This is a genomic window from Microbacterium capsulatum (genome assembly GCF_030865425.1).
Lineage (GTDB): Bacteria > Actinomycetota > Actinomycetes > Actinomycetales > Microbacteriaceae > Microbacterium > Microbacterium capsulatum.
This window is the reverse complement of sequence record NZ_JAVFCB010000001.1, coordinates 440,983-467,834: the sequence shown is the minus strand read 5'-3', so window position 1 is coordinate 467,834 and position 26,852 is coordinate 440,983. Positions and strand designations below refer to the sequence as shown.

Here is a 26,852-nt window from a genome sequence, read left to right as displayed (position 1 = left end):
AGTCTGTCCGCGTGAGCGCACATCCCGGATCCGACGGCGTCTTCGAACACGCCGCCGAGGAGCTGCGGGCGCTGCGGTTCCGCTCCGACATCGTGGTCCGGGAGATCCCTGCGCCGTCCGGTCTCGCCCCCGACGCGCTCGCGTTCGCGGCCGACATCCGTCCGGACGAGAACGGCGATTCGCTGTACGGCACCGGCCGGTTCGTGCTGCTGCACGACCCCGCCGCTCCGGACGCCTGGGGCGGGGAATGGCGGATCGTGGCGTTCGCTCAGGCCCCTCTCGAGCCAGAAATCGGTACGGATCCGCTGCTCGCGGATGTAGCGTGGTCCTGGCTGATCGATGCGCTGGAATCCCGCCGGGCGGAGCACCACTCGGCTTCGGGCACGTCCACCAAGACCCTCTCGAAGGGGTTCGGCGGACTGGCCGCGGAGGGCGACGGCGCGCAGATCGAGCTCCGCGCCTCGTGGTCCCCCGAAGGACCGCTCGCCCCGCATGCGGAGGCGTGGGCGGAGCTGGTCGGAATGCTCGCGGGACTGCCGCCGGGCTCAGAGGACATCGCCGTGTTCGGCGCCAGGAGAACCATCCGTGACTGACTACGTCGTCATCGACAACGACGAGGCCTTCGTCGACGCCTGCCGGATCCTGTCCGGCGGATCCGGTCCCGTCGCCGTCGACGTCGAGCGGGCCTCGGGCTTCCGGTACTCGCAGCGGGCCTACCTCGTGCAGGTGTTCCGCCGCGGTGCCGGCGCCTTCCTTTTCGACCCGATCACGATCTCCTCCTTCGCGCCCCTGCAGGAGGCGATCGGCGATGAGGAGTGGGTGTTCCACGCCGCCAGCCAGGATCTGCCTTCGCTGCACGAGCTGGGCCTCGATCCGACACGGGTCTTCGACACCGAGCTCGCGGCGCGCCTGCTCGGGTACGAGCGGGTCGGCCTCGCCGCAGTCGTCGAGCGCGCGCTCGGCATCACGCTCGCGAAGGAGCACTCCGCCGCCGACTGGTCGACGCGTCCGTTGCCCGCCGCCTGGCTGGAGTACGCGGGGCTCGACGTTCTGCACCTCCTCGACGTGCGCGACTTCATCGCCGCCGAGCTCGCCGAGTCGGGCAAGGCCGAGTTCGCCGCCGAGGAGTTCGAGGCCGTGCGCACCCGCGCGCCGAAGCCCGCCCGCGAAGAGCCCTGGCGGCGCCTCAGCGGGCTGCACCAGGTGCGCGGCGCGAAGAACCTCGCCGTGGCGCGCGAGCTGTGGCAGGCGCGCGAGGACTTCGCCCGTGAGTCCGACGTCTCCCCCGGAAGGCTCGTTCCGGACCGCGCCCTCGTGGCCGCGGTCCTCGCCGCTCCGCAGAGCAAGGGCGCGCTGGCCGCCGTGTCCGCCTTCACAGGGCGCGCGAGCCGGAGCCAGCTGGACCGCTGGTGGGCGGCGATCGAGCGCGGACGCGAACGCGAGGACCTCCCGCGGGAGAGGGTGCCCAGCGACACCCCGCCGCCCCCGCGCGCCTGGGCCGACCGCAACCCGGAGGCCGACGCCAGACTCAAGGCCGCCCGGCCGATCGTCGAGGCGCGCGCCGAGGAGCTCGGCATGCCCACCGAGAACCTGCTGACGCCCGAGACGCTGCGCCGCGTCGCCTGGGAGCCGCCGGCCGTGATCGACGCGGAATCCATCGGCGCGGCCCTCGCGGCCCGCGACGCGCGGCGCTGGCAGATTGAGGAGACCGCACAGCGGATCGCCGATGCTTTTGTGGAATCCGCGCAAGCGGCTTCCGAGCCCTCCGGCGCCGCTTCGTAGGTTCGGCCCAACCGATTCGTCCGTGCATCCTGGGCCGCTCGTAGGCTGACATCACTACCCTGAAGCGTGGGATCGTGATGACACTCGGTCTCACAAGAACAGGAACCGCGTTCCTTCGGAACGTGCGAGACTGGAAGCCCGGCCCGCAGACGCGGCGGGAAGAGTGGAGGCCCGCATCGGCGGTGATCTCCGATAACTGGAGGCCCTGTCCGCGGAGCGGGCCGGACAAGTGGAGGCAGAGTGGCCGAGATCTCGGACGTCTTCTTCGTCGATGGAGTGCGCACCCCCTTCGGGCGCGCCGGCGAGAAGGGCATGTACTGGAACACCCGCGCGGACGATCTGGCCGTCAAGGCCACGATCGGCCTGATGGAGCGCAACGCGAACGTTCCGCTGGACCGGATCGACGACGTCGCGATCGCCGCGACCTCGCAGACCGGCGACCAGGGTCTGACGCTCGGCCGTTCCGTCGCGATCCTCGCCGGCCTCCCGCAGACCGTCCCCGGTCTGGCGGTCGAGCGGATGTGCGCGGGAGCCATGACGAGCGTCACCACGATGGGTGCCTCGATCGGGGTCGGCATGTACGACCTCGCCCTCGCCGGCGGCGTCGAGCACATGGGCCACCACCCGATCGGCGGCAACGCCGACCCGAACCCGCGCTTCGTCGCGGAGCGCATGGTCGACCCGGGCGCGCTGAACATGGGCGTGACCGCGGAGCGCATCTTCGACCGCTTCCCGCACCTCACCAAGGAGCGCTCCGACCGCTTCGGCATGCTCAGCCAGCACAAGGTGCAGGCCGCGTACGACGCCGGCAAGATCCAGCCCGACCTCGTGCCGGTCGCGATCAAGGGCGCCGACGGCGCCTGGGGCCTCGCCACCGAGGACGAGGGCCGCCGCCCGCAGACCACGATGGAGGACCTGGCGGCGCTGAAGACCCCGTTCCGCCCGCACGGCCGCGTCACCGCGGGCACGTCCTCCCCCCTCACCGACGGCGCGACGATGTCGCTGCTCGCGGGGAAGAGCGCCGTGAAGGAGCTCGGACTCGCCCCGAAGATGCGCATGGTGTCGTTCGCGTTCGCGGGCGTGCAGCCGGAGATCATGGGCATCGGCCCGATCCCGTCCACCGAGAAGGCGCTCAAGAAGGCCGGCCTCGACATCTCCGACATCGGCCTGTTCGAACTGAACGAGGCGTTCGCCATCCAGGTGATCTCCCTGCTCGACCACTTCGGCATCGCCGACGACGATCCGCGGGTCAACGCGTGGGGCGGTGCGATCGCGGTCGGCCACCCGCTCGCCGCCAGCGGCGTGCGCCTGATGATCCAGCTCGCGGCCCAGTTCGCCGAGCGCCCCGACGTCCGCTACGGTCTCACCGCGATGTGCGTGGGCCTCGGCCAGGGCGGTTCGGTCATCTGGGAGAACCCGTTCTTCGACGGCAAGAAGCGCAAGTAAGGATCCGCGGAATGACGAACTACGACGCTATCGACTTCTCGCCCATCCAGGCCCTCACCGAGGGCGAGGTCGTCACGCACTCCCCCGTGCGCGACGTGCGCCTCGCCTCGGGCAAGGTCCTCGCCCTGATCACGCTGGACAACGGTCGCGACCACACGCGGCCGAACACCCTCGGCCCGGCCACGCTCACCGAGCTCGGCGAGACCCTCGCCGGCCTCACCGCGCGCGCCGCGGCGGGCGAGATCCAGGCCGTCGGCATCACCGGCAAGCAGTACATCCTCGCCGCCGGCGCCGACCTGTCCGACATCTCCCGCGTCGGCTCCCGTGACAACGCCCGCCTCATCGCGCAGCTCGGGCACAAGGTGCTCGGTTCGCTGAGCGATCTGGGCGTGCCGTCGTTCGCGTTCGTGAACGGCCTCGCGCTCGGCGGCGGCATGGAGATCGCACTGAACTCCAGCTACCGCACGGTCGACGCCTCGGCCGCCGCTCTGGCGCTGCCCGAGGTGTTCCTCGGCATCATCCCCGGCTGGGGCGGCGCGTACCTGCTGCCGAACCTCATCGGCATCGAGAACGCCCTCGAGGTCGTCATCTCCAACCCGCTCAAGCAGAACCGCATGCTCAAGCCGCAGCAGGCGTTCGAGCTCGGCATCATGGACGCGATCTTCCCGGCGGCGAACTTCCTCGAGGACTCGCTGCGCTGGGCCGACGCGGTGCTCGGCGGCAAGAAGGTCGAACGCAGGAACGAGCCGGGCAGGATCGAGCGGCTCACCAAGTGGCCGATCGCGATCAAGATGGCCCGCGGCATGCTCGAGTCGAAGATCGGCACGGTGCCGCGCTCCCCGTACGTCGCCCTCGACCTGCTCGACAAGGCGAAGAGCGGATCCAAGGCCGACGGCTTCGCCCGCGAGGACGAGGCGCTCGCCGACCTCGTGACCGGCGACCAGTTCGCCGCGTCGATGTACGCGTTCGACCTCGTGCAGAAGCGCGCCAAGCGCCCCGTCGGCGCCCCCGACAAGGCCCTGGCCAAGAAGGTCACCAAAGTCGGCATCATCGGCGCCGGCCTCATGGCCAGCCAGTTCGCGCTGCTGTTCGTGCGCAAGCTCCAGGTGCCCGTGCTCATCACCGACCTCGACCAGGCCCGTGTGGACAAGGGCGTGGCGTACATCCACGACGAGATCGGCAAGCTCGAGGCGAAGGGACGGCTCGACGCGGACACCGCCAACAGGCTGCGCGCGCTCGTCACCGGGACCACCGACAAGAGCCTCTATGCGGACTGCGACTTCGTCATCGAGGCCGTGTTCGAGGAGGTCGGCGTGAAGCAGGCCGTCTTCGGCGAGATCGAGCGGATCGTCGCCGAGGACGCGATCCTCGCGACGAACACCTCGTCGCTCTCGGTCGAGGAGATCGGCGCGAAGCTCGCCCACCCCGAGCGCCTCGTCGGCTTCCACTTCTTCAACCCGGTCGCGGTCATGCCGCTCATCGAGATCGTGAAGACGCCGCACACGACCGACGCCGCTCTGTCGACCGCGTTCGTCGTCGCGAAGGGTCTGGGCAAGAACGCGGTGCTCACCGCCGACGCCCCCGGCTTCGTCGTGAACCGCCTGCTCGCCAAGGTCATGGGCGAGGCCGCGCGTGCCGTCTACGAGGGCACCCCGGTGGCCGACGTCGAGAAGGCGTTCGCGCCACTCGGACTGCCCATGGGGCCGTTCCAGCTCATCGACCTCGTCGGCTGGAAGGTCGCCGCGCACGTGCAGGACACCATGGTGCACGCGTTCCCGGAGCGCTTCTACGCGAACGAGAACTTCCACGCACTGGCGGAGCTGCCCGAGGTCGTCGAGAAGGACAAGGGCGGCCGCGTGACCGGCTTCACCAAGGCGGCGGAGAAGCTCGTCAAGGAGGCGGCGGGATCCAGCCCGACGCCGGCCGCGGAGATCCTCCGCCGCGTGCAGGACGGCCTCGCGCAGGAGATCCGACTCATGCTCGACGAGGGCGTGGTGCCGGAGGTCGAAGACATCGACCTGTGCCTGATCCTCGGCGCGGGCTGGCCGTTCATCGACGGCGGAGCCTCGCCGTACCTCGACCGCGAGGGCGCATCGGAGCGCGTGTTCGGCGCGACCTTCCACATCCCCGCGATCCGCGGGATCGCGTCGGCCTGAGCCGATCCACGAACGCGGCCGCTCTCCTCTACGAGGCGGGCGGCCGCGTTCGTCGTGTGGTCTCGGCGCGGTCAGCGCAGTTCCGTCTGCGCCGGGCGCTGGTCCGCTTCCCCGTGCTCCGGCCAGAACGACAGCGCCCGCTCGGCGAGGGCGGTGATCGTGAGCGACGGATTCACGCCGGGGTTCGCGGGCACCGCCGCGCCGTCCACTACGTGCAGCCCCGGGTGCCCCCAGACCCGCTGGAAGGGATCGACCACGCCCCGCGCCGGATCGCCGGAGATCACCGCGCCGCCCAGGAAGTGCGCGGTCAGCGGGATCCCGAAGACCTCCGGCCAGGAACCGCGGGCGTCGGCCGGCACGCCCGTCTCCGCCGTGAGCCGGGCCGCGATCGCCTCCGCCGCCCGGTGAGCCTGCGGAAGGTGGCTCGGATTCGGCTCACCGTGGCCCTGCCGGCTCGTGAGCACCTGCCGCCCGAACCGGTTGCGCAGCGACAGTGTGAGCGAGTTGTCCGCGTTCTGCATGACGAGCGCGATGATGCCGCGTTCGCTCCAGCGGTGCAGGGACCCGAGCCGCGCCTGCCGGATCGGTGAGCGGACCGCCCGGCCGAGGACCGTCGCGAGGCGGCGCGGCAGTGAGCGTTCGCCCGGCACCAGCACCGTCGCGAGGATCCCCATCGCGTTGGATCCCACGCCGTATCGCACGTTCTCCACGTGGGTGCGCTCGTCGACATGGAAGGAGGTGGTGATGGCGACGCCGTGCGTCAGATCCGTCCCCGCCGGCACGCGCGTCGCGATCGCGCCGTCGAGCGCCTCGGAGTTCGTGCGTGTCAGGGTGCCGAGGGCGTCGGAGAGACCCGGGAGCGCACCGGACGCCTTCATCCGGTGCAGTAGCTGCTGCGTGCCCCAGGTGCCTGCGGCGACCACGACCTGTCCGGCGCGCACGGTGCGCCTGCCCCGCCCGCGGAGGATCCCCGTCCGCTCCGTCGTGACGAGGTAACCGCCGGACGGATCCTCGCGCACCTCCACCACCGTGCGCAGCGGCTCGATGACGGCGCCGCGGCGCTCCGCGAGGGCCAGGTAGTTCTTCACGAGCGTGTTCTTCGCGCCGACGCGGCATCCGACCATGCAGTTGCCGCAGAGCGTGCAGCCGGTTCGGTCCGGGCCCTCGCCGTCGAAGTACGGATCCGGGACCCGCACGCCCGGCATGCCGAGGAAGACGCCGATCGGCGCGTGCCGGAAGGTGTCGCCCACCCCGAGGTCCTCAGCAGCCCCCGCCATGATCCGTTCCACCGGCCCGGTGTGCGGATAACGGTCGACGACGCCGAGCATGCGGGAGGCGGTGGCGTAGTACGGCGTCAGCTCGGCCTGCCAGTCGATGCCGCCGGGCCACTGCGGGTCCGCGAAGAACGCCGCTTCCGGCTCGTACAGGGTGTTGGCGTAGTTGAGGGATCCGCCGCCGACGCCCGCCCCGGCGAGGATCATCACGTGCGGCAGCCGGTGGATCCGCTGCACCCCGAAGCAGCCGAGCCGGGGCGCCCACAGATAGCGGCGCAGGTTCCAGCTGGTGCGCGCGAAGTCCTCGTCGGCGAACCGCCGGCCCGCCTCGTACACGCGGACCCGGTAGCCCTTCTCGCTCAACCGCAGCGCGGCGACGGACCCGCCGAACCCCGATCCGATGATGACGACGTCCTCGTCGTATCCGGTCATGGGCTGTTCCTCTCCTCCGGTACGAGCAGCGTGAGCGCGGCCGGGCGGACGCGGATCGTGCAGGCACCCGCCGCGACGCGCTCCCCGTCGGCGTAGACGACCAGATCGGGCGCCGCGATCTCGACCCGGTCGATGCGGCGGTGGACCACTTCGGCGCGGCGCAGATGCTCCCCGCGCAGCAGCAGCGGGAACAGTCGGATCAGGCGCAGCCGCCCGAGCGGTGCGACGTGCACGACGTCGAGCAGACCGTCGGCCGGGTCGGCGCCCGCGCACACGGGCATCCCGCCGCCGTAGCTCGAGGTGTTGCCGACGGCGACGAGGGTGCCCGGACGCGCGCTCTCCACCTCGTCCGCGACGCGGATCCGGAACGGAGTGGGACGAAGCCGGACCAGCTCGACGAGCAGCGCGAGGTAGTAGCGGGCCTTGCCGCGCGGGAACCGGAGCCGGTTCGTGCGTTCGCTCACCCTGGCGTCGAATCCGAGCGCCGCGACGGTGAGGAAGGGCGTCGTGCGACCGTCGCTCTCGATCTCGCCGAGATCGATCGTCCGCGCGGATCCGGTGAGCGCTGCCTCCGCCGCCGCGTCGGGGGCGTGCACCGGGATGCCGAGAGCCCGCGCGAGGTCGTTGCCCGTACCGGCGGGGACGAGGACGAGAGGCACCGCCGCATCGGCCAGCAGGTCCACGATGCCGGACAGGGTGCCGTCGCCGCCCACGACGACGAGGGCGCCCGGCTCCGTCGCAATCGCGTCCCGGGCCAGCCGGCGCGTGTCGCCGGCGGTGTCTCCGGCGAAGGCGAGGACCTCGGCTCCGCGCTCGCGCAGATGGGCGATCGCCGCCTCGGCGATGCGCGCCCCTCTGCCTTTGCCCGAGCGCGGGTTGGCGATGACCGCGATCCGCGGCACCGGCTCAGTCATCCTGTGCGCCGCCCGCCTCGAACGGGATCAGTGCGCCCGGGTTCATGATCCCCTGCGGATCGAGTTCGCGCTTGACGGCCCGGAGGATCCGGATCCCGGTCTCGCCGATCTCGTCGACCAGCCACGGCGCATGGTCGCGCCCGATCGCGTGGTGGTGGGTGATCGTGCCGCCGGCGGCCACGATGGCGTCGCCGGCCCGGTGCTTGACGGCTTCCCACACGGCGAGGGGATCGCTCTTGATGCCGGCGAGCACGGTGAAGTACAGCGAGGCGCCGGTCGGATAGACGTGCGAGACGTGGCACATCACGAAGCTCTTCGCCCCCGCTGCGGCGAGGCCGGAGCGGAGCGCGTCGGTGACGGCCGCGCGCAGGCGGTTCAGGTTCGTCCAGGTGGTGGCGGTCTCGAGCGTCTCGCAGAACACGCCGGCGTCGAGCAGCGCGTCTCGCAGGTAGGGGCCGTCGAAGCGCGTCTCGGCCCAGTCCCCGGCCGCATCCGGCCCGGAGCTGCTGCCCCCGGCGGCGGCGAGGATCGACGCCGTGCGGGAGCGGCGCTCCTCCGCGTCGTCTCCCTCGAACACGGTGACCGCGCTCGCGCCCTTGGCGAGGGCCCGGCCGATGCGGCCCACCTGCGCGAGGCTCACCCCGGTCTCCGCCTCGTCGGAGAGCCGGATGACGGTGGGCCCGCCCCCGTGCTGGACCACCCGGCGGAGGGCGTCGGCACCCGTGGCGAAGTCGGGGAAGCTCCAGGCCTCTACGACGCGCTCGCGCGGCAGCGGATGCACCCGCACGCGCACGTGCGTGATGACGCCCAGGGCGCCCTCGGAGCCGAGGAGGAGCCGCATCAGATCCGGGCCCGCGGCGGAACCCGGAGCGCGCCCGAGGTCGAGCTCTCCGGTCGGCGTCGCCACCCGGAGCCCGGTGACCATCGTGTCGAATCGGCCGTATCCCGCCGAGTTCTGCCCGGACGATCGCGCTGCGGCGAACCCGCCGATCGTGGCGTACCGGAAGCTCTGCGGGTAGTGCCCCAGCTCGAACCCGCGCTCCGCGAGCAGCCGTTCCGCGTCGGGTCCGCGCGTGCCTGCGAGCAGTTCGGCCTCACCGCTCACCTCGTCGAGGCCCACCAGCCCGGACAGCCGCCGCAGGTCCAGCGAGACGACGGCGCGATGGCCGCCGCGTTCGGGGTCGAGGCCGCCGACGACGCTCGTGCCGCCCCCGAACGGGATCACCGCCAGGTCGTGCGCCGCGGCGACGCGGAGCACCTCGCTCACCTGGGCGTGGTCCGCCGGCAGCAGCACGGCGTCCGGCACGGTCTGCTCGGCGAGCCTGCGTCGCAGCAGGTCGGGCGTCGACCGTCCGCCGGCATGCCGCAGACGGGCATCGGCGTCGGTGCGCACCGCTTCGGCGCCCACGATCTCGCGAAGGGCGATCGCCGCCGCGTCGTCCAGCCCGACCGGCGCCACCCTCACCTCGTCGATCCGCGGCGCCGGAGCGGGGCGGGGAACCCTCCCGAGCAGCGCGGGGAGGAGAGCCCGGACCGCGATCGGCAGCGTGCGGGCGCGGGAGGGATCCCCCCACGCGTTCCAGCTCATCTCGCGCCCGGCATCCTCGCCGACGCTGTCCTTCAGGTCGCTCACGCGTTACAGTGTTACACATTATGGCAATACGTCAACCACTTGCGCCGGACCTGGAGCCCGCTCTGCGCTGGGACGCGACGCAGCGGCGTCTCCTCGACGCCGCCGAGGAGCTGATCCGCACCCGCGGGGTCCACGGCCTCACGATCGCCGAGCTCGCGCGGACAGCCGGGCTCAGCCGTCCGACCGTCTACCGCAGCTGGTCCGGCGCGGACGAGGTCGTGCGCGCGACGCTGCTGCGTCGGGTGCTGGTCCTGCTCGCCGCGGGCGACCAGGCGGCGGCCACGCGAGCGGACATCGTCGCCGAGGTGATGCGCTTCGCCGCCGCGCTCGGGGCGGATCCGCTGTTCGCCGCGCTTCTGGAGCGGGAGCCCGAGGTCTTCACCCGGTACATGCTGCAGCGCTTCGGCACGAGTCAGCGCGTGATCCTCTCGCACCTGTCGTCCGCGATCGCCGTCGCCCAGGCCGGCGGCTCGGTGCGGCAAGGGGCGTCGGACGAGATCGCCGTGATGCTCCTGCTCATCGCCCAGTCGGCGATCCTCTCGCACGGCACGGTGAGCGACCTGCTCGACCGCGCCGCCTGGACGCGCGAGCTCGCCGCCGCACTCGACGGGCATCTGCGGCCGTGACCGTCGTCCCGCGCCTGCCCATCGCCGCGCAGCGCCGCGCAGCCCTCGAACGCCTCGCCGAGGACGCCGTCGACGTGCTCGTCGTCGGCGGCGGGATCACCGGCGCGGGGGTCGCCCTCGACGCGGCCTCGCGGGGCCTGCGGGTGGCACTGATCGAGGCGGAGGACCTGGCCTTCGGCACGAGCCGGTGGAGCTCGAAGCTCGTGCACGGCGGCCTGCGCTACCTCGCCACCGGCGACATCGCGACCGCGCGGGAGAGCGCCGAGGAGCGACACCTCCTGATGACCGTGATCGCGCCGCACCTGATCCGCCCGCTCCCCCAGCTGCTGCCGTTCGGGCGCGGCGTGGATCTGCGTCAACGCGTCGGCGGGGCCGTCGGGATGGGCCTCGGAGATCTGCTGCGCCTGCGCGCGGGCACGAAGCGCTCTGTGCTCGCGCCGCCCCGCCTCGTGTCCCGGGCGACGGCACAGCGCCTCGTCCCGGCGCTGGATCCGCACGGGCTCCGCGGCGGGGTCCTCGGTGCGGACGGCCAGCTGATCGACGACGCGCGCCTCGTCGTGGCGGTGTGCCGCACCGCAGCCGGTCTGGGCGCGGACATCCTCACCCGGGTGCGGGCGCGGCGTCTGCACGGCACCGGCGCCGACGTGGAGGACGCACTGACCGGCGAACGGTTCGCCCTGCGCGCCGGCGTGGTCGTGAACGCGACGGGCGTGTGGGCCGGTTCGCTCGACGACCGGCTCCGGGTGCGTCCCAGCCGCGGCACGCACATCGTGCTCGACGCCGCCGCGCTGAGCAGCCCGCACGTCGCCCTGACCGTCCCGCACCCCGGGTCGCTCAGCCGGTTCGTGTTCGCCCTGCCGCAGCAGCTCGGGCGGGTCGTGGTCGGACTGACCGACGAGGATGCGCCAGGCCCCATCCCGCCCGTGCCCACGCCGGAGGAGTCCGAGATCGCCTTCCTGCTGCAGACGATCAGCCGCGTGCTGGCGCAGCCGGTCGCCCGCGACGCGGTGATCGGCGCGTACTCGGGGCTCCGTCCGCTCGTCGACGCGGGAGACGGGAGCTCCTCCGCCGACGTGTCCCGCCGTCACCTCGTGGCGCTCGCCGACGACGGGTTCGTGAGCGTGCTCGGGGGCAAGCTCACCACCTACCGGCGCATGGCTCAGGACGCGGTGGATCTCGCGGCGGCCCGCCTCGGCCGTCCTGTTCCGCCGAGCCGCACCGCGCGGCTCGGCCTGGTCGGCGCGATCGGGCGCTCGGACGACGCACCTGCCGCGATGCTCGCCCGGTTCGGCGTCGAGGCGCGCACCGTGCTGGCCGAGGCGCGCTGCGAAGCGCCGGCAGAACTCATCGCCCCCGGCCTCGACGTGCGACGCGCCGAGATCGAATTCGCAGTCCGCGCCGAGGGAGCGCTCACCGTCGGCGACGTGCTGGATCGGCGCACCCGCATCGGACTCGTCCCGGCGGACCGCGACCGGGCGGTGGAGGCCGTGCACGGGATCGTCGAGGGAGCACTCGCGGATCCCCTGTGACCGCGCCCGCGTGCTTTCCCTCGTGCGTCTGTCGCGCTATTATTTGAACATGTTCAGTTCTGCGGACGCGAAGGATCCCACCCCGCTGACCTCGAAGGCGGAGAAGACCAGGGCGCGGATCCGCGATGCCGCGTTGGCATCGTTCGTCGAGCGCGGCTACCCCGACACGACGATCCGGCTGATCGCGAAGGAGGCGGGCGTCTCCGTCGGCAACGCGTACTACTACTTCCCCTCCAAGGAGCACCTCGTGCAGGAGCTCTACGAGCAGGTGCAGATCGACCACGCCCACCGCGCCCGCCCGCGGCTGCAGCAGACGACCGGCCTCGTCGAGCGCCTCCGCGTGTTCTTCGACACCGGCCTCGAGGCGGTGGGCGAGTACCGCCGCGTCGCCCCCGGCTTCCTCAGCGCGATGGTCTCCCCCGATTCGCCGATCAACCCGCTGTCGGCCGAATCCTCCCCCGCACGGGAGATGACCGTCGGGCTGCTGCGCGACGTCGTCGAGGGATCCGGGCACCGGCTTCCCGAGGACATCGCCGAGCGGCTGCCGGACGCCCTCTTCCCCGCCTACCTCGCCCTCGTCCTGCGCTGGACCTACGACGAGTCCCCGGGCCAGGCGAAGACCGCCCGCCTCCTCGACACGGGGCTGCGCCTGTTCGCCGTCGCACTGCCGTTCCTGCGGGTGCCAGGGGTCCGCGGCGTCACGCGCGACCTGCTCGACCAGATCGCGGATGTGCGGCCATGAGCAGTCCGACGAACGCATCGCCGCGCACGTCCAAGGAACCGATGGCGTTCACCGAAGGCGAGTTCTGGTTCGGTGCGCTCGTGGCTTGGATTCTGGTTTTCCTTCTGCTGCCCGTCTGCCTCATGATCTCCTTGAGCCTGGGAGAGGTGCTGCCTCAGGGGACCTATGTGTCGTTCGCCGGATCAGGCCTTCCCAGCCTGTGCACGGCCGCAATCGGTCTCACCGCCATCGGCGCCGTGGTCAGCATCCCCGTGTTCGCGGTCTTCGTCCTCCCTGCGTGGGCGATCAACAAAGCACTCAGCCGGGTCCGCAGCCACGCGGCGCTCCTCGCGGTGAACACGCTGTTCGGAGTCGCGGTCGGTGCCGCCGGCGCCGTGGCCGGGTTTGCGTCGTTCGGCGCCTTCCTCCTCGCCCCCTCGTACTCGCGGTAGTCGTCGGCAGTGCCATCGCTTCGGGAGTGGCTTTTGCGCTTGCGTGGCAACTCGCTGCCGCCCGAGCGTTGTCTTCAGACCGCGGCCGCACCAGGAAGTGCGTCTTTCGTCTGCCGCCGACGCCGGAACCCAAGGATGCGCGATGAGCGCCACGACGGCTCGTTCTCCGCGGACCCCTCAGGAGCCGATGGCGTTCACCCGCCAGGAACGCAATCTGGGCGGTCTGTGGACCTGGCTCATCTTCCTGATCCTGCTCGAGCTGGTGTTCCTCATACCGCTCACTGTCGATCTCGTCACCCACGCACTTGCCTTCGCGCGCTCGGATGCGCAGTGAGGGCGGCGCTTGGGCCGCCCTCACCGGCGGCAGCATCCTACTGCTGCTCTGTTTCGCGCTTTTCGTCGCGGTGATCGGCGGCGCCGTCGCCGGAGTCGTGACGCTCCTGATGCTTCCCCTCGCAGGCTGGATCGGGCGGTCGATGAGGCGTGTGCACTCGCGGTGGGCACACGCGACCGTCTATCTGCTCCTCGGCAGCATCATCGGAGGTCTTGTGGGGTCGCTCAGAGGCGTCCTCAGTATCGGGGGCGATGGAGCCGTCACCGTTCTCGACATCGGCCTCCCCGCAGCGCTCACCGGAACGGCCGCAGCTGCCGGTTGGGTGATCGCGATACACCGGGCCCTGCGAACGGACCGGAAGCTCGCAACCGTCCGAAGCTGATCCTCAGTCGATGTGCACGAACTGCGCGCCGCGATCATGGAGGGCAGCGATCGCGGCGATGACGCCGTCGGCGGTGCCCGACCCGGGCTGGTTCATGTGGGCAAGCACGATATCGCCGCCGACCGCCTTGCCCACTTCGCGTGCGACCACTCGCGCGGGGAAGGTCGCTCCCCCATCACCGTTCACGGTGAAGCCCAGCGGAGTCTCGCCGAGGTCGTGCACGATGGACACCGCGACGTCGTCGTAATGCGCCGTGCCCGGGCGGAACCAGCGCGGGGCCCTGCCTGTGAGCGAACGGATCCGCTCGTGGTTCACCCAGACCTCGTCGACCGCCTCGGCGGCGGAGGACGTTCCGGGTATCCCGTAGGCGGCGCGCCCGCGCACGGACAGTGGGCGGTGGAGCGTCCCGTGATTGCCGATCTCGAACAGCGGCTCGGCGAAGAGCTTCCGGGCCACGACCGGGTTCGCGTCGATCCAGCGGCCGTTGAGGAACAGGGTCGCGGGGATCCGCTGCGCGATCAAAGCGGTGACCAGCTTCTCGTCGAAACCGGAGCCCGCGGGGCCGCCGCACGCATCGAAAGTGAGCGCGACGCGCGGATGTCCGTCCGCACTCGTCGGCGCATCGAGCGAACTACGGATCCCGGGCAGCTGCATCCCCCAGGCCCTTGGGTTCTGCGACGCATGTCGCTCGATCACGGCCTGGGCCGGCGACGAGGTCGCCGCCGCGCCGGTCGCGACCGGTGCGGCGGCCTCGGGGACGGACGCGACGGTGATCCGCGGCGTCGCAGTCGCAGTGGCGGTCGAGCCTGCCGGGCTGGCCGCGTCGGTCGACGATGCTCGCTCCGGCGACCTGGTTGCGCAGCCGCTCATCCCCACCGCCGCGGCCGCAAGCAGCAGTCCGCCGAAGGTGCGCCGCGTGAGGGGCCCGTCGGCTCGCGCCGAGTTCATCGTCGGCGGCGGTCTTCGATCTCGACGTCGTCCCGGCGTCCCGAGATGATGTCGATGGCTCCCGTGTGCAGCGGGGTCTCTCCGGCAGGACGCGCGATCGGCACGCGGGTGCCGAGCACCTGAGCAACGACGTCCTGCGCGATCTTGCCGGCGGTGAGTCCGGCGTCCTCGAGGATCTGCTCCCGCGTGGCGTGGTCGATGTACTCGTCCGGAAGGCCCAGCTCGTCGACGGCGGTGTCGATGCCCGCCTCGCGGAGCACCTGGCGCACCCGGGTGCCGACGCCGCCGACGCGGATCCCGTCTTCCAGGGTGATCACGAGGCGATGGCGGGCGGCGAGCTCCACGACCGACTCTTGCACCGGGATCACCCAGCGCGGATCGATCACGGTGGCGCCGATCCCCTGCGCCTTGAGCCGGTCGGCGACCTCGAGCGCGAGCGCCGCGAACGGGCCGATGCCGACGAGCAGCACGTCCTCGCCCTCCCCGCGGGAGAGCACATCCACGCCGTCCTGCAGCCTTTCGACCGCCGCGATCTCCGGCGTCACGCCCCCCTTGGGGAAGCGGATCACGGTGGGCGCGTCGTCGACGGCCACCGCCTCCTCCAGCTCCTCGCGCAGCCGCTCGCCGTCGCGGGGCGCGGCGATCCTGATGCCCGGAACGATCTGCAGCAGGGAGAGATCCCACAGGCCGTGGTGGCTCGGTCCATCCGGGCCGGTCACGCCGGCGCGGTCGAGCACGAAGGTCACGCCCGCCCGGTGCAGGCCGACGTCCATCAGCACCTGGTCGAACGCGCGCCCCATGAACGTGGCGTACAGCGCCACCACCGGGTGCAGGCCGCCGTAGGCGAGGCCCGCCGCCGCGGTCACGGCGTGCTGCTCCGCGATCCCGACGTCGTAGACCCGGTCCGGGAAGCGCTCCGCGAAGGGGGCGAGCCCGGTCGGCCGGAGCATCGCGGCGGTCATGGCGATGACGTTCGGCGTACGCGATCCCACGTCCAGCAGCGCGTCGGCGAACACGTCGGTCCAGCCCACACCCGCCGAGCCCAGGGCGCCGCCGGTCTTCGGGTCGATCTTTCCGACCGCGTGGAACTGGTCGGCCTCGTCGTCGAGCGCCGGCTGGTAGCCACGGCCCTTCTCGGTGATCACGTGCACGATCACGGGGGCGCCGAAGCCCTTCGCCAGCTGGAGCGTCTCGGTGAGCGCCTGGATGTCGTGTCCGTCGACCGGGCCGAGGTACTTGATGTCGAGGTTCGAGTACAGCTCCTCGTTGTTCGAGAAGCGCGAGAGGAACCCGTGCGTGCCGCCGCGGACGCCCCGGTAGAAGGCCCGTCCGACCGGGCCGAGCGCGCGGAAGAAGCGGTCCGAGGTCCGGTGCAGATCCCGGTAGACGCCCGCGGTGCGCACCCGGTTCATGTACCGGGCCATGCCGCCGATCGTCGGGGCGTAGGAGCGGCCGTTGTCGTTCACGACGATCACGAGGTTGCGCTCGTTGTCGTCGGAGATGTTGTTCAGCGCCTCCCAGGTCATGCCACCGGTGAGCGCACCGTCGCCGACGACGGCGACCACATGCCGGTCCGCGCGCCCGGTGGCGGTGAACGCCCGGGAGATGCCGTCCGCCCAGCTCAGCGAACTGGACGCGTGCGACGACTCCACGACGTCGTGCGCGCTCTCCTCGCGCTGCGGGTAGCCGGCGAGGCCCCCGCGCGAACGGAGCGCGGAGAAGTCCTGGCGCCCGGTGAGGAGCTTGTGCACGTAGGACTGATGGCCCGTGTCGAAGATGATCGGGTCGTCCGGCGAGGCGAACACCCGGTGCAGCGCGATCGTGAGTTCCACGACACCGAGGTTCGGGCCCAGGTGCCCGCCGGTGCGGGCGACGTTCTCGATCAGGAAGGCCCGGATCTCCGCGGCGAGCTGCGTGAGCTGCTCGGGCGAGAGCCGGTCGAGGTCGCGGGGACCCGAGATGCCGGGAAGGATCGCCACCGTGTCTGCCTCCTGAGGACGAATGGAGCGGCTGCGCCGAAAGCGCCACCGCATCGTTCCAGCGTACCCAGCATTGCCCTGGGGCCGCTGGAGATCCGCCGCATCTCGACCGATGCATGGCCGAGGTCTATGCTCGGGCTGCGCACCCACATGGTGAGCGGCGCCCGGCGTCCCGCATCTCACCATGAGCGAGAAGTCCCGCCCGCTCCTGACGCCTCCTGGGCGATCCTCCGCGATCGCCCGCGAGAGGACTGAAGTTGAACGCAGCAGCTCAGCCGTCCGGACCCTCCACGCGACGTCGCACGATCGGCATCGTCGCCGGCCTGGTGGTGGTCGTCTCCACCCTCGCCTGGTTCGCCCTGCGTCCGCCGAGCTCCTCCGCTCCTGCCCCCGCCGGGACCACGCCCGCGCCGGTCCGTGGTCCGCAGGCGGACGCCGTCGCCCGGGTCGTGCAGCAGGCGATGGCCTCGGATCATCTCAAGGCCGCGATCGTGCGTGTGACGATCGGCGGCAAGGTCGTGGCCATGCAGGCGTTCGGCGATTCGATGACCGGGGTCCCCGCGACCACCGACATGCACTTCCGCAACGGCGCCGTCGCGTTCGAGTACGTGTCGACCCTGCTGCTGGAGTACGTCGACGAGGGCAAGGTCCGCCTGGACGACACGGTCAACACGTGGATGCCGGATCTGCCGGAGGCGAAGACGGTCACGCTCAGGATGCTGACGAACCAGACCACGGGATACCCCGACTTCGAGACGGACCCCGGATGGACCGCGGCGTACAACGCCGACCCGTTCCACCAGTTCACGTTCGAGGAGCGTCTGAAGGACGCCTTCAACCGGCCGCTGCAGTTCGCTCCCGGCACGAACTGGAGCTACTCGCACACCAACTTCATGATCCTGGGCCACATCCTCTCCCAGATCGGCGGCGCCCCCCTCGATCGGCTGCTGCAGGAGAAGGTGCTCGGACCGATGGGGCTGACCCAGACCACCGCGTACGACACCGCGACCGTGCCGGAGCCCGCGCTGCACGCCTACAGCTCCGAGCGCCGGTCAGCGCTGGGGATCCCGCCCGGAATGTCCTTCACCGAGGAGTCCACGTACTGGAATCCGGTGTGGGGCACTCCGATCGGCGCGGCCGAGACCACCACGATCACCGACATGACCACCACGGCGGTGGCGGTCGGCACCGGCAAGCTGCTGTCCTCGAAGAGCTTCCATGCGATGACCGATTCCCACCTGATCGGGTTCGGCACGCGGATGCCGGCCTGCGGCGGCTCCTGCTTCCCCCAGTCGGACGCCTACAACTACGGGCTCGGTGTGGTGCTTTCCGGGTCCGGGCAGCTGCAGAACCCGCTGCTGAGCGGCTACAGCGCCACCGAGGCCTATCTGCCGTCCCAGAAGGTCGCGGTCGCGGTCGCCACCACCTTCCTTCCGGGCGCGTTCGATGTGAACGGCGACTACGACAACGCGAGCGACCGGCTGTTCCGTGAGATCGCCACCGCGCTCGTCCCCGATGACGCTCCCCCGTTCGGCCCGCCGAGGAAGAACTGAGCCGCGATCCCCATCGCATCGTCCGCGCGAGAATTCGCTCGAGTGCTGGTGCCCTCTGCGACACCTGCACGATTCGGCGACACCCGCACGAGCGGATCCGGGGTTCGATCCTTCAGGTGACGCACGGTCCTGCAGACGTCGCACCGGTCCGGCGTCGAACGCACGCCAAGGGGCCGGCTCCCCGAGGGAACCGGCCCCTGTAGGGCTGCGCGGGTCTCAGACCAGCGAACGCAGCACGTACTGCAGGATGCCGCCGTTGCGGTAGTAGTCGGCCTCTCCGGGGGTGTCGATGCGGACGACTGCGTCGAACTCGATCGGCTGCTTGCCCTCGGGCGAGAATTCGCTCGGGGTCGCGGTGACCTTGACCGTCTTCGGGGTGGTGCCGCTGTTCAGCTCCTCCAGGCCCGAGATCGAGACGATCTCGGTGCCGTCGAGGCCGAGCGACTCCCACGACTCGCCGGCCGGGAACTGCAGCGGGACGACGCCCATGCCGATGAGGTTCGAGCGGTGGATGCGCTCGAAGCTCTCGGTGATGACCGCCTTGACGCCGAGGAGGTTGGTGCCCTTCGCCGCCCAGTCGCGGGAGGATCCGGATCCGTACTCCTTGCCGCCGAAGATCACCAGCGGGGTGCCCTGCTCCTGGTAGTTCATCGACGCGTCGAAGATGTAGGCCTGCGGGCCGCCGGCCTGGGTGAAGTCGCGGGTGAAGCCGCCCTCGATCTGCTGCCCGTCGTTGACGGCCTTGACCAGCGTGTTCTTCAGGCGGATGTTCGCGAACGTGCCGCGGATCATGACCTCGTGGTTGCCGCGACGCGACCCGTAGGAGTTGAAGTCCTTCTGCGCGACGCCGTGATCGGTGAGGTACTGGGCGGCCGGGGTGCCCGCCTTGATGTTGCCTGCCGGGGAGATGTGGTCGGTGGTGACAGAGTCGCCCAGGGCCGCCAGCACGCGAGCGCCGGAGATGTCGGTGACGGGCGCCGGGGTGATCTCCATGCCGTCGAAGTACGGCGCCTTGCGCACGTAGGTCGAGTCGGCGTCCCACTCGAAGACCGGGCCGGTCGGGGTGGGCAGGCTCGTCCAGCGCTCGTCGCCGTCGAACACGGTGGCGTACTGCTTGATGAACTGGTCGCGCGAGATCGACGAGTCGACGATCTCCTGCACCTCGACCGGGTTCGGCCAGATGTCCTTCAGGAAGACGTCGTTGCCGTCCGCGTCCGTGCCGAGAGCGTCGGCGTCGAAGTCGAAGTTCATGGATCCGGCCAGCGCGTAGGCGACCACCAGCGGCGGGGAGGCCAGGTAGTTCATCTTCACGTCGGGGCTGATCCGGCCCTCGAAGTTGCGGTTGCCCGACAGCACCGCGGTGACGGCGAGGTCGTGCTCGTTGATCGCGGCGGAGACCTCGTCGATCAGCGGACCCGAGTTGCCGATGCAGATCGTGCAGCCGTAGCCGACCGTGAAGAAGCCGAGGTCCTCGAGATCCTTGTCCAGACCCGACTTCTCGTAGTAGTCGGTGACGACCTTGGATCCGGGGGCGAGCGTGGTCTTCACCCACGGCTTCTGCTTCAGGCCCTTGGCCAGCGCGTTGCGCGCGAGCAGGCCGGCGGCGATCATCACCGACGGGTTCGAGGTGTTGGTGCACGAGGTGATCGCGGCCAGGGTGACCGCGCCGTTGTCGAGCAGATACTTCTGCCCGTCCGGGGTCTTCACCTTGACCGGCTTGGACGCGACGTGCGGCGCACCGCTGGAGATGAGGATCTCCCCGGTGTGCGTGTGCTCGTCACCGGGCATGATGCCGGGGTCGGATGCCGGGAAGGATCCGAGCGCGTCGGCGTCGACGATGTCCTCCGAGGTGGACGGCGTCGCGTAGTTGACGATGTCCTTCTCGAACTGCGACTTCGCCTCGGACAGCAGGATACGGTCCTGCGGGCGCTTCGGGCCGGCGATCGACGGGACGACGGTGCCCAGGTCGAGCTCGAGGTACTCGCTGAAGCTCGGCTCGTTGTCGGCGTCGTGCCAGAGCGACTGCTGCTTGGCGTACGCCTCGACGAGGGCCACGGCCTGCTCGTCGCGGCCGGTCAGGCGCAGGTAGTCGAGGGTCACATCGTCGATCGGGAAGATCGCGGCGGTGGATCCGAACTCCGGCGACATGTTGCCGATGGTCGCGCGGTTGGCGAGCGGCACGGAGGCGACGCCGGCGCCGTAGAACTCGACGAACTTGCCGACCACGCCGTGCCGGCGGAGCATGTCGGTGATCGTGAGGACGACGTCGGTCGCGGTGACGCCGGCCGGGATCTCGCCGGTCAGCTTGAACCCGACGACGCGCGGGATGAGCATGGAGACGGGCTGGCCGAGCATGGCGGCCTCGGCCTCGATGCCGCCGACGCCCCAGCCCAGCACGCCCAGGCCGTTGACCATCGTGGTGTGCGAGTCGGTGCCGACGCAGGTGTCGGGGTAGGCGCGGAGCGTGCCGTCGACGGTGCGGTCGTAGATGACCTTCGCGAGGTGCTCGATGTTCACCTGGTGAACGATGCCGGTGCCCGGCGGGACGACCTTGAAGTCGTCGAACGCGGTCTGGCCCCAGCGCAGGAACTGGTAGCGCTCACCGTTGCGCTCGTACTCGATCTCGACGTTGCGCTCGATCGCGTCCGGGCGGCCGAACAGATCGGCGATGACGGAGTGGTCGATGACCATCTCGGCCGGGGACAGCGGGTTGATCTTGTTCGGGTCGCCGCCGAGGGCCGTCACGGCCTCGCGCATCGTGGCGAGGTCCACGATGCAGGGGACGCCGGTGAAGTCCTGCATGATCACGCGGGCCGGCGTGAACTGGATCTCCGTGTCGGGCTGCGCCGACGGATCCCAGGACCCGAGAGCCTCGATCTGCGCCTTCGTCACGTTCGCGCCGTCCTCGGTGCGAAGCAGGTTCTCCAGGAGGACCTTGAGACTGAAGGGGAGCTTCTCGTGACCGGCGACCGTGTCGATCCGGAAGATCTCGTAGTCGGTGCTGCCGACCGTCAGGGTGCTCTTGGCACCGAAGCTGTTCACCGTGGACACGAATCCGTCTCCTTCTGATCGGATGGAAGCGACAGGCGACTCCATCTTGCTCGGCCGCTCCTCGGTGCGGCCAGCAAGGCGAGCCTTACCAGTCTGCGCCACGGGAGGACCGAGCGAAAGGTGTCGATTTATCTTGATGTCGAGATAAATCTAGCACGGCTCAGGAGGCCGGATCGGCCTCCTCGGGGGGCGTGTCCTGTCGTGGATTCAGCCTCCGCGCGACGATCCAGGTGAGTGCGAGCAGAAGGGCGAAGAACGGAATCCCCATGAGCAGCTTGACCGTGCCGAGCGTCGTCACGTCACCGGCGAAGTAGAACGGGAGCTGCACGCCGAGTCGGGCGAGGAAGAGAGCCGCCCATGCGACCGAGAGCCAGAAATAGGTGCGGCGCTTATGCGGATCCTCGCGCCAAGCGAGTCCCTCGCCGGTCAAGAAGCCGACGACCACGCCGATCAGCGGCCAGCGCACGAGCGCCGAGATAAGGAAGGCAGCCCCGTAAGCGACGTTGGTGATGAAGCCGATGACGAATTGGTCCTCAGCGCGGCCTGTGAACAGTGGCAGTCCTGCGGCCACGACGGCGGCGATGAGACCCGACAGAGCCGCAACCGGAGGTGACTTCATCAGAAGCCGGATGAGGGTGAACACAGCAGCCAGCCCCACGGACAGCGCCAGGCCCAGCACGAGGTTCTTCGTCGCAGTGAACGTCACGATGAAGGCGAGCAGTGGAAGCGCAGTTTCGAGGATTCCTCGCCAGCCGCCGATGACCTTCCAGACCATCGCGCCCGTCGACAGCCCTGCGTCCGGGTCGATCCCCGCGCGCCGGGCCGCGGATCCCAGCGAGGCACCGATGGCTTCAGCGAATGTGGGAGTTGCCTCGTCCTGCGCAGCATCGGGAGCGGTTCCGGAGGCGGGCGGCGGAGCGTACTTCTCCGCCGGCGTCTCCCCCGGCAGGTCGGGAGCGCTCACGCGGTGCCGGGCGCCGCGGGCATCCGCAGCGGGATGAGGTCGCGCGGGGGCATCGGCGCGCCGCCACGGACGACCACGATCGACCGGAACAGGTCCTCGACCGCGGCGGCCGCCTCGGCGTTCGATGCCGCGGCTCCCCCGATCACGCCGCGCAGGAACCAGCGGGGCCCGTCCACGCCGACGAAGCGGGCCAGGCGCGTGACGGTGCCCTCCGCACCGGCGACGGCGGGGATCTCGGCGAGCAGCTCGGATCCGAGAGCGCCCTCGCGCTCCTCGACCCGGCCGCCCTGCTGGGTGATCTGCTCCTGGATCTGCGCGCGGGTCTCGTCCCAGAGGCCGGTCGAACGCGGGGCCGCGAACGGCTGCACCTGCAGCGTCGAGTCGGCGTAGTCGAGCCCGACCGCGACGATCCGCTGGGTCTGCTCCTCGACCTCGAGGCGCAGGTTGAGCCCCTCGCGGGGCAGGATCTTGATGGCGCCGAGGTCGATGTACGGGCGGACCGGGTTCGCCTCGCTCTCGTCGAACGGGCCGTCGGTCGCGCGGTCGTGGAGGCCCTCCTGGGTGTCTTCCTCGACGGCCTCGATCTCGGGCATGCTGTCGTCGCTCATGCGTTCTCCTCCGCGCCGACGGGTACGGCGCTCTGCGTCTGGTAGCCGGTGGATCCGAATCCGCCCGCACCCCGATCGCTCTCGTCGAGCGCGTCCACAGGGATGAACCGCGCTCGCGTGACGGGCATGACGATCAGCTGGGCGATCCGGTCACCGACCGCGACATCGTACGCCGCATTGCTGTCCGTGTTCAGAAGACTCACCTTGATCTCGCCGCGATAGCCGGCGTCGACCGTTCCCGGGGAGTTCACGATCGTGATGCCGTGCTTGGCTGCGAGGCCGCTGCGCGGGACGACGAACGCCGCGAAGCCGTCCGGGAGGGCGATCCGCACACCGGTGCCGACCAGCGCCCGCTGCCCGGGTTCCAGGCGCAGCGCCTCGGCGGAGACCAGGTCGGCCCCGGCGTCGCCGGGGTGGGCGTAGACGGGGATCTCGGGCGCGATAATGGGAACGTCCACGGATTCGGTCACGGAAAGAGGCTAATGCAGAACGCAGCAGGCGACAGCCGCCCCCGTTACCGTGAGCGGCTGGCTCCCAGCCTCTGGCTGTTCCTCGCGGCGGCCCTGGGCGGACCGATGCTGACGCTCGTGTTCGTGCCCGCCGGATCCGGCATCGCCCTCGTCATCGGCGCGGTCGCGACGATCGCGATCATCGCGCTGATGATCCTCGGGTCCCCGCGGGTGCAGGTCGACTCGCGAGTGCTGCGCGCCGGCCGCGCCTGGATCGATGCGTCCTGGCTCGGTGATCCCGAGGTGCGCACCGGCGACGACGCCCGTCAGGCGCGCGGACCGGGACTGCCCGCCCGCGGCTGGCATCTGATCCGTGGCGGCATCGACGGGATCGTGATCGTGCCGAACACGGATCCTGACGACCCGGCGCCCAGCTGGACCATCTCGTCCCGCACGCCGGACCGTCTCGCCGCAGCGATCAGCGCGGCCCGCGCCGAGGCGACCCGCGCCGCCTGATCCCGGCTGGTCCGAGTTCCGCCTACGAGACCGTGTCCCACTTTCTGCTGCCGAAACCCGGTTTCGGCAGCAGAAAGTGGGACACGGAGGCACGAGAAGTGGGACACGGTGGGGAGACCTGAGCACGACTCCGGTCGTCCCGGAGACGCAGAACGCGCCCGGAACCGTTCGGTCCGGGCGCGCGTCGCGCAAGGGGTCGTCAGGCCGCGCATTCCTTGCAGATCGGGCCTGCGGCGTCCTCGTGGTCGAGCTGCGAACGGTGCTTCACGAGGAAGCAGCTGACACAGGTGAACTCGTCCTCCTGCGGGGGCAGCACAACGACGTCGAGCTCGACGTCGGAGAGGTCGGCTCCCGGAAGGTCGAATCCGCCGGGGTTGTCCGAGTCCTCGACATCGATCGAGCCCGACATCTTGTCAGGGACGCGCTCCTTGAGAGCCTCGATGGACTCGCTCTCGTCTTCGCTCTTGCGCGGGGCGTCGTAATCGGTTGCCATGGGGTGGATCTCCACTTTCATCCTGCGAGTGGCGGGGCGCCGGGGGTGTTTCGGCGGGCGTTAGTTTGCACGACCCGCGTCCATTTCGCAAATGCCACTCGTTCGCGGTACCGAACTCACGGCACGCCCGCGCTATTCCCAGGTCAGCCTGCACGGCCGTGACACCATGATCGGACACCCATCTTGAGGGGCTGGAGCCATGGAACACGTCACGATCGTCGGCGCCGAAGACGACGTCCTCGTCCTCGCCACGGAGTCGGGAGCGCGCTTCGCGCTCCCGATCGACGAGGTGCTGCGCGCAGAACTGCGCCGTGCCAAGGCCAACCGCGAGGAGAAGTCGCCACCGCTGGCCGCGAGCCCGCGCGAGATCCAATCGCACATCCGTGCGGGCATGTCCGCCGCCGACGTCGCCGAGCTGCTCGGGGTCGGCCTCGAGGTCGTGCAGCGCTTCGAGAGCCCCGTGCTCGCCGAGCGCGAGCACGTCGTCGGGCAGGCGCTCGCCGTGCCCGTGCTCATCGGCAGCGAGGTCGAGCCCGACGCGCAGCCGACCTTCGGGGTCGCGATCCGCGCCAAGCTCGCGGACCTCGACGCGTCCGGGGAGCGCTGGGCGAGTTGGAAGGACGACTCCGGCTGGGTGATCAAGCTCGAGTTCTCGGCGAACGAGGTGGAGCACGACGCCCGCTGGAGCTTCGACCCGCGGCGCAGCGCTCTCGCCCCGGTCAACGCCGACGCCACGCAGCTGTCCCGGCAGGGGTCCCTCCCGGAGGGCCTGATCCCTCGGCTGCGCGCGCTCGACAAGGAGCGCCCCTCGCCGTACAAGGACGACACCCGCTTCGACTCGGGGGCGTTCGGCCCGCGTCTGGTGCCGCAGCCCGAGCCCGACGAGGACGACGGCGCCGCCGAGGCGGTCGAGCCGCGTTCCGCACGGCACCCGCAGTCGTCCTCGAACGCGCAGGAGGCGGCCACCCGCAGCGCCACGTTCGCCCCGACCACCCCGTCCGACACCGCCGACCTGCTCGAGGCGCTGCGCCGCCGGCGCGGTCAGCGCGAGGCCCGGCCGAGCGTCGAGGACGACTCCGACGAGTCGCGCCCGCTGGCGCTGTTCGAGGCGCTGGAGCCCGGTTACGAACCGGATCCGGCACCCGAGCCCGAAGACGCGCGTCCGTTCGCCGGCGAACAGGACGGCCCGACGCGCAAGCGCCGCCGGGAGATGCCGTCCTGGGACGAGATCGTCTTCGGCGCCCGCAGCGAGGACTGAGCGCCTCTCCCGGTCGTTGAGCGAGGACGCGCGCCAGCGCGACCGAGACGAAACGCGGTGAACTCGAGAGCAACCCCGGTTCCGTCTCGCCGAGACCCGCGCTGAGCGAGCGTCAGCGAGTCGAAGTGTCGCTCAACGACCGAGAGCCGCTCTCAGCGCGTGTACGCGCCGAACCGCAGCAGCGGCACGCGAAGCTCCTCCGGGGTGAGCGAGCCGTGCTGGCCGATCATGCCCTGGCTGCGCTGGTCATCGGCGGCGCCGTCGTACAGCGCCCAGACGCCGCGTGCCGGCACGATGAGGTCGCCGGCCCTCGCCGCCGCATCCGCGGTGACCTCGGTGCCGAACAGGCCGCCTCGCACGGCCTGATCCCGGGTGAGCACGTCGGCCGCGCCCTCGGTACCGCGGATCCACTCCGCCGCGACCTCGTCGACCCGCTCCGGCTCCTCGAGGTAGACGTGCAGCATGCGCGGCTCCCCCGCGATCGCCGAGACACCGCGCTGCATCGGACTGTTCTCGTCGACGATGAGGTGACGGGTCTTCGGCACGTCCACCATGCCGTGGTCGGCGGTGACGAGCATGCCGACGCCGGCCGGGAGCGACGACGGCATCGCCGCATCCACGTCCTCGAGCGCGGCGACCCAGTCGGCCGAGGCGACGCCGTGCTTGTGTCCCGCCTTGTCGGCCTCGGGCAGATAGCAGTAGATCAGGGCGCCCTCATGCTCCTCGGCGAGAGCGACGGCGAGGGCGACCCGGTCGGCGGCGGAGCGCGCCGAGTGGAACTCGGCGCCGCGCAGCGTCGCCGCGGAGAAGCCGCTGTGCGCGTACTCGGGCAGACCGACGGCGAAGGCCGGCCGCCCCTGCGCGATCGTGCGCTCGAACACCGTCGGCTCAGCCTGCCACGCGGAGGCGTCGACGCCCGCCTCCTCCCAGCCGGAGAGCTGGTTGACGAGCACCCCGCGCTGCGGATCACGGACGCGGTAGCCCACGAGGCCGTGCCGCCCCGGATCCGCCCCGGTGAGCAGGCTCGTGAGCGCCGACGCCGTCGTGGAGGGGAAGACGCTGGACAGCACGTCCCTCTTCGTCATCGCCGCGGACAGGCGCCGCGCGTGGCCGGCGTGCCCGCGGAGCTGGATCGCGCCGAGGCCGTCGACGACCGCGAGGATCGCCGAGCGGACCGGCGGCAGCGCCTCTCCCGTGCCGGCCAGAGAACCGAGCAGGTCGTGCGCCACCCCGGTGATGCTCCGGGAAGAGGGCGGGATCGCCGGTAGCATGAGGCTCACCGAGTCAGTCTCGCACAGGGACGGACCCGGATCCGGCGTCGAGAAACCCTCCGCCGCCTCCCGATGACCGCA

At 70.9% G+C, this 26,852-nt stretch carries 24 protein-coding genes; 13 read left to right on the top strand and 11 right to left on the bottom strand.

Annotation, left to right across the window (positions count from 1 at the left end):
* Window positions 1–11: 11 nt before the first annotated feature.
* The 4 genes from RBR11_RS02200 (at window position 12) to RBR11_RS02185 (ending at window position 5,384) form a co-directional block, all read left to right on the top strand.
* Window positions 12–593 carry a DUF3000 domain-containing protein gene (locus RBR11_RS02200; protein ID WP_308487652.1) on the top strand — a complete coding sequence of 194 codons (582 nt, stop codon included), beginning with the start codon at window positions 12–14 and terminating at the stop codon, window positions 591–593.
* Window positions 586–1,782, top strand: a complete 1,197-nt coding sequence (locus RBR11_RS02195; RefSeq protein WP_308487651.1) for an HRDC domain-containing protein — start codon at window positions 586–588, stop codon at window positions 1,780–1,782. Before RBR11_RS02200 ends, RBR11_RS02195 begins: the two co-directional genes overlap by 8 nt.
* Window positions 1,783–2,022: 240 nt before the next feature.
* Window positions 2,023–3,228 (top strand): thiolase family protein, encoded by a 1,206-nt coding sequence (locus tag RBR11_RS02190; protein ID WP_308487650.1) that lies wholly within the window; start codon window positions 2,023–2,025, stop codon window positions 3,226–3,228.
* A gap of 11 nt (window positions 3,229–3,239) precedes the next feature.
* Complete coding sequence (locus tag RBR11_RS02185; protein WP_308487649.1) at window positions 3,240–5,384, top strand: 3-hydroxyacyl-CoA dehydrogenase NAD-binding domain-containing protein; 2,145 nt, start codon at window positions 3,240–3,242, stop codon at window positions 5,382–5,384.
* 71 nt (window positions 5,385–5,455) lie between these two features.
* On the opposite strand, the gene RBR11_RS02180 is transcribed toward RBR11_RS02185, so the two are convergent.
* From RBR11_RS02180 to RBR11_RS02170, 3 genes are read right to left on the bottom strand one after another with little or no spacing between them, the layout of a single operon-like run.
* Window positions 5,456–7,090, bottom strand: coding sequence for a GMC oxidoreductase (locus RBR11_RS02180; protein WP_308487648.1), 1,635 nt, complete (start codon window positions 7,088–7,090; stop codon window positions 5,456–5,458).
* Window positions 7,087–8,004: a diacylglycerol/lipid kinase family protein gene (locus tag RBR11_RS02175; RefSeq protein ID WP_308487647.1), complete on the bottom strand. Its 918-nt coding sequence runs from the start codon at window positions 8,002–8,004 to the stop codon at window positions 7,087–7,089. The genes RBR11_RS02180 and RBR11_RS02175 overlap by 4 nt, the downstream gene beginning before the upstream one ends.
* A complete protein-coding gene (locus RBR11_RS02170) occupies window positions 7,997–9,637 on the bottom strand; it encodes an FAD-binding oxidoreductase (RefSeq protein ID WP_308487646.1) in 1,641 nt (546 codons plus the stop codon). The genes RBR11_RS02175 and RBR11_RS02170 overlap by 8 nt, the downstream gene beginning before the upstream one ends.
* Before the next feature lie 20 nt (window positions 9,638–9,657).
* Here RBR11_RS02170 and RBR11_RS02165 point away from each other — a divergent pair, with 20 nt between their 5' ends.
* The 6 genes from RBR11_RS02165 to RBR11_RS02140 all read left to right on the top strand — a co-directional run bounded on the left by RBR11_RS02165 (window position 9,658) and on the right by RBR11_RS02140 (window position 13,681).
* Window positions 9,658–10,263 (top strand): TetR/AcrR family transcriptional regulator, encoded by a 606-nt coding sequence (locus RBR11_RS02165; protein WP_308487645.1) that lies wholly within the window; start codon window positions 9,658–9,660, stop codon window positions 10,261–10,263.
* The gene (locus tag RBR11_RS02160; protein ID WP_308487644.1) at window positions 10,260–11,792 is read left to right on the top strand and encodes a glycerol-3-phosphate dehydrogenase/oxidase; all 1,533 of its coding nucleotides are present in this window, start codon (window positions 10,260–10,262) and stop codon (window positions 11,790–11,792) included. Before RBR11_RS02165 ends, RBR11_RS02160 begins: the two co-directional genes overlap by 4 nt.
* A gap of 49 nt (window positions 11,793–11,841) precedes the next feature.
* Complete coding sequence (locus RBR11_RS02155) at window positions 11,842–12,534, top strand: TetR/AcrR family transcriptional regulator (RefSeq protein WP_308487643.1); 693 nt, start codon at window positions 11,842–11,844, stop codon at window positions 12,532–12,534.
* Entirely contained in the window at window positions 12,531–12,965 is a 435-nt protein-coding gene (locus tag RBR11_RS02150; protein WP_308487642.1) for a hypothetical protein, read from the top strand. Before RBR11_RS02155 ends, RBR11_RS02150 begins: the two co-directional genes overlap by 4 nt.
* A 142-nt stretch (window positions 12,966–13,107) precedes the next feature.
* Window positions 13,108–13,299, top strand: a complete 192-nt coding sequence (locus RBR11_RS02145) for a hypothetical protein (protein WP_308487641.1) — start codon at window positions 13,108–13,110, stop codon at window positions 13,297–13,299.
* Window positions 13,289–13,681, top strand: coding sequence for a hypothetical protein (locus RBR11_RS02140; protein WP_308487640.1), 393 nt, complete (start codon window positions 13,289–13,291; stop codon window positions 13,679–13,681). The genes RBR11_RS02145 and RBR11_RS02140 overlap by 11 nt, the downstream gene beginning before the upstream one ends.
* Before the next feature lie 3 nt (window positions 13,682–13,684).
* On the opposite strand, the gene RBR11_RS02135 is transcribed toward RBR11_RS02140, so the two are convergent.
* On the bottom strand, window positions 13,685–14,629 hold the full coding sequence (locus RBR11_RS02135) for a polysaccharide deacetylase family protein (RefSeq protein ID WP_308487639.1): 945 nt from the start codon (window positions 14,627–14,629) through the stop codon (window positions 13,685–13,687).
* Window positions 14,626–16,608 (bottom strand): 1-deoxy-D-xylulose-5-phosphate synthase, encoded by a 1,983-nt coding sequence (gene dxs, locus RBR11_RS02130; protein ID WP_308487638.1) that lies wholly within the window; start codon window positions 16,606–16,608, stop codon window positions 14,626–14,628. The genes RBR11_RS02135 and dxs overlap by 4 nt, the downstream gene beginning before the upstream one ends.
* A 257-nt stretch (window positions 16,609–16,865) precedes the next feature.
* Between dxs and RBR11_RS02125 the strand changes: the two genes are divergently transcribed.
* The gene (locus RBR11_RS02125; protein ID WP_308487637.1) at window positions 16,866–18,161 is read left to right on the top strand and encodes a serine hydrolase domain-containing protein; all 1,296 of its coding nucleotides are present in this window, start codon (window positions 16,866–16,868) and stop codon (window positions 18,159–18,161) included.
* Between the two features lie 216 nt (window positions 18,162–18,377).
* Here the strand turns inward: RBR11_RS02125 and RBR11_RS02120 are convergent, their stop codons facing one another.
* From RBR11_RS02120 to dut, 4 genes are all read right to left on the bottom strand, one after another.
* Complete coding sequence (locus RBR11_RS02120; RefSeq protein WP_308487636.1) at window positions 18,378–21,212, bottom strand: aconitate hydratase; 2,835 nt, start codon at window positions 21,210–21,212, stop codon at window positions 18,378–18,380.
* Between the two features lie 160 nt (window positions 21,213–21,372).
* Window positions 21,373–22,176 (bottom strand): DUF3159 domain-containing protein, encoded by an 804-nt coding sequence (locus RBR11_RS02115; protein ID WP_308487635.1) that lies wholly within the window; start codon window positions 22,174–22,176, stop codon window positions 21,373–21,375.
* On the bottom strand, window positions 22,173–22,769 hold the full coding sequence (locus RBR11_RS02110; RefSeq protein WP_308487795.1) for a DUF3710 domain-containing protein: 597 nt from the start codon (window positions 22,767–22,769) through the stop codon (window positions 22,173–22,175). Before RBR11_RS02110 ends, RBR11_RS02115 begins: the two co-directional genes overlap by 4 nt.
* 11 nt (window positions 22,770–22,780) lie before the next feature.
* Complete coding sequence (gene dut, locus RBR11_RS02105) at window positions 22,781–23,254, bottom strand: dUTP diphosphatase (RefSeq protein ID WP_308487634.1); 474 nt, start codon at window positions 23,252–23,254, stop codon at window positions 22,781–22,783.
* 12 nt (window positions 23,255–23,266) lie between these two features.
* Here dut and RBR11_RS02100 point away from each other — a divergent pair, with 12 nt between their 5' ends.
* A complete protein-coding gene (locus RBR11_RS02100) occupies window positions 23,267–23,749 on the top strand; it encodes a DUF3093 domain-containing protein (protein ID WP_308487633.1) in 483 nt (160 codons plus the stop codon).
* Window positions 23,750–23,948: 199 nt separating this feature from the next.
* Here the strand turns inward: RBR11_RS02100 and RBR11_RS02095 are convergent, their stop codons facing one another.
* Complete coding sequence (locus RBR11_RS02095) at window positions 23,949–24,242, bottom strand: DUF4193 domain-containing protein (RefSeq protein ID WP_308487632.1); 294 nt, start codon at window positions 24,240–24,242, stop codon at window positions 23,949–23,951.
* 199 nt (window positions 24,243–24,441) lie between these two features.
* Between RBR11_RS02095 and sepH the strand changes: the two genes are divergently transcribed.
* Window positions 24,442–25,500, top strand: a complete 1,059-nt coding sequence (gene sepH / locus RBR11_RS02090) for a septation protein SepH (protein WP_308487631.1) — start codon at window positions 24,442–24,444, stop codon at window positions 25,498–25,500.
* A gap of 152 nt (window positions 25,501–25,652) precedes the next feature.
* Here sepH and RBR11_RS02085 read toward each other — a convergent pair whose 3' ends face one another.
* Window positions 25,653–26,771: an alkaline phosphatase family protein gene (locus RBR11_RS02085; protein ID WP_308487794.1), complete on the bottom strand. Its 1,119-nt coding sequence runs from the start codon at window positions 26,769–26,771 to the stop codon at window positions 25,653–25,655.
* Between the last annotated feature and the right edge of the window lie 81 nt (window positions 26,772–26,852).